At 71.8% G+C, this 7,605-nt stretch carries 9 protein-coding genes; 2 read left to right on the forward strand and 7 right to left on the reverse strand.

The features are described from left to right. Positions 1 to 203: 203 nt before the first annotated feature. Complete coding sequence (locus AC08OO_RS14235) at positions 204 to 704, forward strand: hypothetical protein (RefSeq protein ID WP_476611050.1); 501 nt, start codon at positions 204 to 206, stop codon at positions 702 to 704. Between the two features lie 71 nt (positions 705 to 775). Here the strand turns inward: AC08OO_RS14235 and bcp are convergent, their stop codons facing one another. From bcp to AC08OO_RS14255, 4 genes are all read right to left on the reverse strand, one after another. After that, positions 776 to 1,267, reverse strand: coding sequence for a thioredoxin-dependent thiol peroxidase (gene bcp / locus AC08OO_RS14240; RefSeq protein WP_476607680.1), 492 nt, complete (start codon positions 1,265 to 1,267; stop codon positions 776 to 778). A gap of 156 nt (positions 1,268 to 1,423) precedes the next feature. Beyond that, entirely contained in the window at positions 1,424 to 2,236 is an 813-nt protein-coding gene (locus AC08OO_RS14245) for a DsbA family protein (RefSeq protein ID WP_476611049.1), read from the reverse strand. Next, positions 2,193 to 2,759 (reverse strand): DoxX family protein, encoded by a 567-nt coding sequence (locus AC08OO_RS14250; RefSeq protein WP_476611048.1) that lies wholly within the window; start codon positions 2,757 to 2,759, stop codon positions 2,193 to 2,195. The genes AC08OO_RS14245 and AC08OO_RS14250 overlap by 44 nt, the downstream gene beginning before the upstream one ends. Further along, entirely contained in the window at positions 2,756 to 3,382 is a 627-nt protein-coding gene (locus AC08OO_RS14255; RefSeq protein ID WP_476611047.1) for an SCO family protein, read from the reverse strand. Before AC08OO_RS14255 ends, AC08OO_RS14250 begins: the two co-directional genes overlap by 4 nt. Positions 3,383 to 3,978: 596 nt before the next feature. On the opposite strand from AC08OO_RS14255, the gene AC08OO_RS14260 reads away from it, so the two are divergent. Further along, positions 3,979 to 4,404: a DUF3618 domain-containing protein gene (locus tag AC08OO_RS14260; RefSeq protein ID WP_476607676.1), complete on the forward strand. Its 426-nt coding sequence runs from the start codon at positions 3,979 to 3,981 to the stop codon at positions 4,402 to 4,404. A gap of 50 nt (positions 4,405 to 4,454) precedes the next feature. Here the strand turns inward: AC08OO_RS14260 and AC08OO_RS14265 are convergent, their stop codons facing one another. The 3 genes from AC08OO_RS14265 to AC08OO_RS14275 all read right to left on the reverse strand — a co-directional run bounded on the left by AC08OO_RS14265 (position 4,455) and on the right by AC08OO_RS14275 (position 6,693). Beyond that, positions 4,455 to 5,780 carry a lysylphosphatidylglycerol synthase transmembrane domain-containing protein gene (locus AC08OO_RS14265; protein ID WP_476611046.1) on the reverse strand — a complete coding sequence of 442 codons (1,326 nt, stop codon included), beginning with the start codon at positions 5,778 to 5,780 and terminating at the stop codon, positions 4,455 to 4,457. A gap of 63 nt (positions 5,781 to 5,843) precedes the next feature. Then, positions 5,844 to 6,272: an ATP-binding protein gene (locus tag AC08OO_RS14270; RefSeq protein WP_011435370.1), complete on the reverse strand. Its 429-nt coding sequence runs from the start codon at positions 6,270 to 6,272 to the stop codon at positions 5,844 to 5,846. 292 nt (positions 6,273 to 6,564) lie between these two features. Continuing rightward, a complete protein-coding gene (locus AC08OO_RS14275) occupies positions 6,565 to 6,693 on the reverse strand; it encodes a hypothetical protein (RefSeq protein ID WP_023841030.1) in 129 nt (42 codons plus the stop codon). Positions 6,694 to 7,605 lie beyond the last annotated feature (912 nt).

Raw genomic sequence — 7,605 nt, forward strand, 5'->3', positions numbered from 1 at the left:
TTCACCGGTATCGGCCGGGTTTGGTGGGGACAGATATCGGCAGTCCAGAGGGCTCACGCCGCCGGTCGCCGAGGCTCGTCCCGCGGTCGTCGGGACGACAACCGTGAGAGGGCCGTTGTCGTCAGCCTGACTCGCACGGCTATCCGACCGGCGGCAGGGTTGTTTCGCGCCGGTTTGGCCAGGATGACTGGGAGACGATTCATATGACCCTCACCGAGGTTCCGCGCTCCGCCCCCGCCGATGTTCCGCCCACCGGCGAGGCAGCGGCACAGGTCGAGAGCCCGCCGGCCAAGATCAGGGCCGAGGTCAACGCCAGGGCCGGGAACGAGACCGGGAACGAGGCCCAACGGCTGGTCGGCCCCGGCCCCCGCCACGCCGCCCAGCGTGCCCTCCTCGAACGGAACCGGGCGTTGAAGCTCATCGACACCGGTCGGGCGACGACCGCGGCCGTCTGCGCGGTCCGTGACACGGGCCTGCGGGTGAACGGCAGGCCGGTCGCCGAGGTTCATCTGCTCATCGAACGCCCCGGCGCGTGGGGCAACGTGTACCCGGTGGTGCGCAGCACGGTCCTTCCCGACCCGGACGTCGACCTGAGCGAGGCGGCGACGGCTTCGTCGGGCCGCCCGCGTCGTATCCCCGTGCTGGTCGATCCGCACCGTCCGGAGAACGTGCTGCTGGGCTGGGATCTGCGGCCGGCGAGCTGACGAAGCCGTCAACGAAGCGGCCGACGAAGCCTGCGGGATGGGCCGGCCAGGCGCCTCAGGGACGGTCCCGGTCAGGCGGCTGCGAGGCCCAGGTCGCGCAGCAGCTTGGCGACATGACCGGTCGCGCGGACGTTGTACTGCGCCACCTCGATCGTGCCGTCCGTGCCGATCACGAACGTCGAGCGGATCACGCCGATGGTCTTCTTCCCGTACATTGTCTTCTCGCCGAAGGCGCCGTACGCGGCGAGCACCTTCCGCTCCGGGTCGGAAAGCAGCGGGAACGTCAGGGCTTCCGCGTCGCGGAACTTCACCAGCTTGGCGGGCTTGTCGGGAGAGATCCCGAGCACGTCGATGCCGGCGTTGTCGAGCTGGGCGAGGCTGTCCCGGAAGTCGCAGGCCTGCTTCGTGCACCCCGGGGTCGACGCGGCCGGGTAGAAGTAGACGACGACCCGCCGTCCCCGGTAGGACGCCAGGGACACCTCGTTCCCCTCGGAGTCGGGCAGGGCGAAGTCGGGTGCGATGTCGCCGGGGACCAGACGGGCGGCGTTGGCGGTCTCAGTCATGGCCCGAAAAGTAGCCGTGGCCCGCGCGGGACGGCAAACCCCCCCGGCGGACAGATCCCCAACGTGGCGAGGTTCGGGGGACCTGGGCACGGTCTGTGCACCATGGACCGTGCCCAGGTCCCCCATCTGCTCAGGCTGCCCTGCTCAGGAGCCCGGTCAGGCTGCCGCGTCGACCGCCGCGCGGAAGCCCTCCGGGGTGAGCTGCTCCCCGGACAGCCGCTTGCCGTTGACGAAGACGGTCGGCGTGCCGGTGACGCCGGCCTTCGATGCGTCCTCGTCAACCTTGGCGACGTACCCGTCGTAGGTCCCCTCGTTGACCGCTTTCCGGTACGCCTGCGAGGTCAGCCCCGCTTTCGCCCCGAGCGTGATGAGCGTGTCGTTGGTGAAGCCGCCGGTGCGCTCCTCGGGCTGGTTCGCGTACAGCACATCGTGCAACTGCCGGAACCTGCCCTCGTTGGCGGCTGCCGCCGCCGCGTTCGCTGCCCGCTTCGACTCCGGCCCGATGAACGACATCATGTGGTAATCGATCTTGATTTTGCCGTCGTCAAGGAGCTTGCCGATGGTCGGCCCGGTTGTCTTCTCCAGCGTCCCGCAGATGGGGCACTGGAAATCCTCGTACAGGTCGACGGTGACCGGCGCGGACGCCTTGCCGGCGACGATGCCGTGATCGGTGCCGGTGGCGCTCGCTGGCAGGACCACCGGCTTCGACTCCTCGCGGGAGTTCTGGACGGCGAAGCCAATCACGCCGACCAGGACGAGAACGGCCAGCACCACGCCGGTGATGATGCCGCGCCGCCGTCGCCGTTCCCGCGCTGCCGCCGCGGCCCGCGCCGCCGCGGCCTTGGCCCGTCGCTCCTGTCCGCTGACCGTCTTGCCTCCACCTGCCGGGGGGGTCGCGTCGGGCCTCGCGCCGCCGCCAGGGGCCCTACCGCCGGTCGTCAACGGTGCCTTCTTCGACTTCGCAGCCATCAGCGGTACTCCCGGAAAGATCGTTCACTGGTTGGTCGAGGAGACGGTCCACCGCCAGGTAGCCGCTCGGCCGCCAGGCCAGCAGCCCGGCGGCGGCGAGCAGCAGGCTGTCGCGGATCAGCTCGGAGGTGTAGTGAGTCGGGGCGTCGGCAGTGAGATCACCCCCGGAGGAGAAGCAGCCGCAGTCGATCCGCAGCCCCCGGGCGGCGGCCGACGCGATCGCTGCGATGTAGACGGCGAACATCACCGCGGACACGACGGCGGACAGCCGCACGGCGAGCCCCACGACGAGCAGCATCCCCAAGGCGATCTCCAGGAACGGGACGCCGTACGCGATCGGCTGCGCGAGGGCATCGGGCAGGATGCGGAACGCCCGCACGGAGCGCACCATCCCGTCCGGGTCGTTGACCTTCAACAGCCCGGCGACCAGCCAGACCACGCCGAGGCCGAGGCGCAACACTGTGGAGACGGCGCGACTGGCCGGCTGCATGGGGGTGACAAGGCTGTAGGTGATCGGATTCAAGACCGTGCTTCTTCTGATCCGGACCGCTCGGCGGTCAGTGTGGGCAGGTCGTCGATGTATTCCTGGACGCTGGTCCCCGCCAGGTACAGCGCGCGGATCCTGTCATCCCGAGAGAAGACGATGACCTGGGCGCCATGGGTGACCAGAACGGAGCCGTCGGCCTGGACCTCCGGTTTCTCCAGGGGAACGCCCAAGGCCTCGGCCTCGGTACGGATCCGGTCGAACGGGCCGCGGACGCCGATGAAGGTTGCGTTGAACTGTTCAAGCCAACGGCTGAGGACCGCCCCCGTATCCCGATCAGGGTCGGTCGTCACGAAGACGACCGTCACCTGGTCACGCACGTCCGGTTTCACCTCGCCGAGTGCCGACGCGAGGTCCGCCATCGTGGTCGGGCAGACGTCCGGACAGTGGGTGTAGCCGAAGAACAGCATGGTGATCTTCCCCTGCGTGCGTGTGCGCAGGTCGAAGGGCCGGCCGTCGGTGTCGGTGAGGTTGAGGGCCGGCTTGGCCAGCCGCCTGGCCGGGACGGTGCCGTGCAGGCTGCCGTCGCCGCCGTTGCCCACATCGACGATCTTCACTCCGGTGTCGGTTCCCGAGCCGGCGCAGGCGGTGAGCAGCGCCATCGAGGAAGCGACCAGGACCGTGGCAATGGTTCCGGCCAGCGCCGGACTGCGCCGCCGGGAGCGCGACGGGGGGAACTGTCCAGACGGGGAACCGTGTCGTGACGGGAACCCGTGTCGTGACGAGGATGATGGACTGGGGCCATGACGCTCCAGGGCAGGGCCGGGCAGGACGGATCGGGGCCACGGAAAACGTGTCCGCCTGACCGCGGCAGGTGCTGATGGTGGGAGTCGCCCGGGGCGATGTCCACCCGGGCCAGAGCACCGCTGGCCGTCGCGCACAGCGTTCAGCGTAATGTCCCGCCGGACGGATTCCGGTGTGCGGTCGCTTCCGCCTGCGGCGCCAGCTGCGCGGTGTCTGCTGCGCCAGCTGCGTGGTACGGAGACCGGGACCGGACGGGGCGAGACGCCGTGCGTCAGTGCGCCCGCGTGACGTGTCGCGCCACTGGCGGTTTGGTCTCGCCGGGCGGTGATGTGTCTGGCACGATCGTTGCAGGCCGGTCGCACCCGACGGAGATGTCCGTGGCGTCCATCGACGCCGATCGACGCCAGCCGCGGGAGCGCGTCCGCCATTCGCAACGGACGAAAGGGCGACATCGGTGCCGCAGGACCCGGCCGTGATCCAGCAGCAGATCGAAGAGACCCGCGCCGAACTGGCGGAGACGATCGATTCCATCACGGAGATCGTCAGCCCGCGCCGCGTCGCCGAGCGGGCCCAGATGCAGCTGCGGGTGAAGACCGCCGAACTGCGCCACAGGTACGGTCCGGTCCTCGGGATCGGCCCGGGGCCGGCGCTTCCCGAACTGGAAGCCGGCGTCGGAGCCGATGGCGTGGCCCGGCGGGGGGACGCGGGCACGCTGACCGGGGGTGCGCTGGACGGCAGGGCGGTGCCCGGCCCCTCTGGCGGCGCCACCGTGGTCCGGGTGGTGCGCTGGGAGCGGGTCGTTCTCGTGGGTGGAGGTGTGCTGCTCCTGGTGGGTGGGATCCGTCATCGCCGTCGTCGCCGGTCGTCCCGGCGCGGGTGAGCGGCCCACCCGCCCGCCTGGGCCGCTCCCGGGCCGGTCGCGCCCCCCGCCTACAGGTCGCCGGTGCGGCGCAGCCAGGCCAGCATGAGGAACCCCGGCAGCACCGGCAGCCAGAAGCTGATCAGGCGGTAGACGAGGACCGCGGTGAACATGGACGCCGCCGTACCGCCCGCGGCCGCGAGCCCGAAGGCCAGTGCCGGTTCGATCGCGCCGATGCCGCCGGCTGTCGGCGCCGCGCCGGCTACCATCGAGCCGATGAGGTAAACTGCGGCAACGGACAGCAACGTCATGCTGGTGCCGAATGCCCAGACCGTGCAGGCGAGCGCGAGGATCTGGAAGAAGCGTGTCCCTGTTTGGGACAGCAGCAGCAGCAGAGCCCGGCACGGGGAATGGGCGAGGATCTTCAGATGGGTGTCGAAGGCCCGCACCGCCGGCCGGGCCTTCGACCGGATCCGTGGATGGGCCACGGTGCCCGTCACGAGCGCGCAGACCGCCCCACAGCCGAGCACGAACGGCCCCGGCCCGAGCCCCTGGACAGTGGATCGCAGCGGGTTGGCCACGGCCGCCCCGATGCCCGAGTCGCTGAGGGTACCGGCGACCAGGACGATGCCCCCGAGGTGCGCCACCCCGCCGGCCACCTTGATCGACGTGATGGCCGCCAGGGCCGCGGGACGCGTCATCCCGCGCCGTTCCAGGAAACGCAGATGGATCGCGATGGCCCCGAGACCCGCGGGCACGATCCGGTTCGCCGCCGCTGCCGCGACCTGCAGGCCGGTCACGGTGCGTAGCTCGATCCGCAGGCCGCTGGCCGCCCGCATGGACAGGCCGTTGGCGAAGTAGAACAGGACCGAGGAAAGCGCGCAGATGACGAGCCAGTGCCAGCGGGGCGCGGGAACGCCGGCCAGCCGTGAGGCCATGTCGCCGCGGAAGCGCACGGCCAGGATGGTGAGGGGCATGGCGAGCACGCCGGCGAGCAGGACGTTGCGCCGCCGGGAGCGGGACGATCGAACCGGTCCGAGACGGAGCGCGAGCGGTTCGGCGAAGACGTGGACGTCACCGGCCGGGGATGCGACGAGCTCGCCCCTCGGTGTCGTTGCAGAGCTCGGTGTCGTTGCAGCCACGTCGTCGGAGTTGTCGCTCGGGTGGGCACCGGAGCGTCGTAGTAGCTGCCGGGTCAGCACCACCGGCGGTGGAAGCGGGGGCGCGGGCGTGGCGGCGCTCCCGGCGCTGACAGCGCCGAGCAGGACCGGAGTCTCGATGACTACCCCCGTAGGATCGACAGGCGCGGTCACGGTCGTGATGCAGAGGAGACGTACGTCACGGTACGCGGCTTGACGGTACGCGGCTTGGCTGAACAGCAGCTGAAGCAGTCTCATTGCCAACCTGGCCACCGGAAGTCGCGCGACGACGCTTCGGGAGGAATCGGTCGGCGGCCCCGGTCAGGAGCCGCAGACCGCCTCGATCGGATCCTGTTGGCGTGGCAGGTCGAACCAGACCTGCTTGCCTGACCCCCGGGTATCCGGTACCTCGACGACGCCCCACTGCATTGCCAGCGCGGCGACCAGATGCAGGCCCCGGCCCGACTCGTCGTCGTCGTGGGCGGGCTTCAGCACCGGCCACAGCGAGCTTCCGTCGTCGACCGCGATGCGGATCCGGTCGTCGCGCAGGGACAGTGTGAGGCACAGGGCGGCGCGGGCGCCGACGAAGCGCACCGCGTTCGTCACGACCTCACTGACGAGTAGCTGCGCGACCTCGACGGTCTCCGGGCGGCCCCAAGCGGCGAGCAGCTCGGTGACCAGCCGGCGGGCTCGGCTGGCGGCGCGGGGATCGGCGGGCAGGTCGAAGCGTGCGCTGAGAGCTTCGGCCACGCCTCACCTTCCGGGGGATTGTCAGTCACGGTCGTCGTTCCGGTGCGGGGGTCTGCCGCGTCGCGTTACTGCCACCATGACCGCCCCCCCAAACCTGACCCTCTGTGGTCGTCGAGCCGGGCAACGGCCACGCGACGCATCTGGATACCGCGACCGGGACGTCCGGGCGACGCGACGCGCCGAGGACGGCATCGGCGCTTCCCCCGCCGGGTGCCGGGCCGGGGTGCCGGGCCGGGGCGGGTCGGCACCCCCCGCTGGGACGGCCGGGCGGGTGACCGCGTCGGGGATGGCGTCAGATGACGTCGATGCCGTCCAGCACCGACTCGCGGCGAGCCATCCAGGCCCGCGTGACCTCGTCGACCGCGGTCTGGTCGATGCGGGCCGCCGCCGCCGACAGATCGCTGCGGGGGGACGGCACCATGTCCGCATCCGCATCCGCTCGCGCGGCTGTTCGCGGCATGGCAGCCCGACCGGGGTGTGACGAGTTCGGCGGGTCGATCCCAGGTTGCGCGTACCGGCTACCGGAGCCATGCGGTACACCACCGGTTCCGTCCGGGGCGCGCCCGTCGGGCGGGGTCGGGTTCCGATCGAAGGCCGGCCCGGGGTGGTCGGGACGGCCGATGGGCCGTGGGCCGGGCTGGTCCCTCGTCGGCTGCCCACCCGGTTCCGCGCGCCGCCGCGGTGCTCGGGGACGGTCTGCCCAGGCTCTCGCCCCGTTCCCCGCGGGGCGTCCCGGGGACTCGGCCGGGCCCGGCCGTCCGCGGTCGGGCTGCCCGCGGTGTGTGGATCCCGGCCGCATAGATCCCGACCGGGTGGATTCCGGCGGCGTCGGCCCCGGCTGGGGTGATGGCCGGCCCTGGCGGCGTCCGGGCCCCGGCACCGCGGGACCGGGGTCCGACGGGCCGCCTGGCCCGGTTCCGGTCATCGGGCGCGGCGTCTCGGCCCTGGCCGTGGCCATCTCGACCGGGCCGGAGATCGAGGGAGCGGGCCGGGATGACGGCACGACGACATCGTCCCGGCCTACCGACGGGTTTACGGCCGGCGGGCAGCCGTCCGCGGCGGACCGGTCCCGGTCCCGGTCCCGGTCCGTGGGGTACCCGCCCGTCGGATGCCGGTCCGAGGAGTATCCGTTGGGAGCATGTTGCCGCCCGCCGGGCAGTCGTGGCCGGGCACCGGTTGGCCGCGGAGCACCCCGCTGGGCGGGATGGGCGGCCGGGGGCGGGTAGCCCGAACGGTCGGAGTATCCGCCGGACGGCGGGTGGTCGGAGTCTGCCGGGGACCCCATGGGCAGGTGGGCAGCCGCCCCGGGCATCGGCTCGGGGAACTGTCCAGG

It is taken from the genome of Frankia sp. CeCAU1, assembly GCF_977971845.1.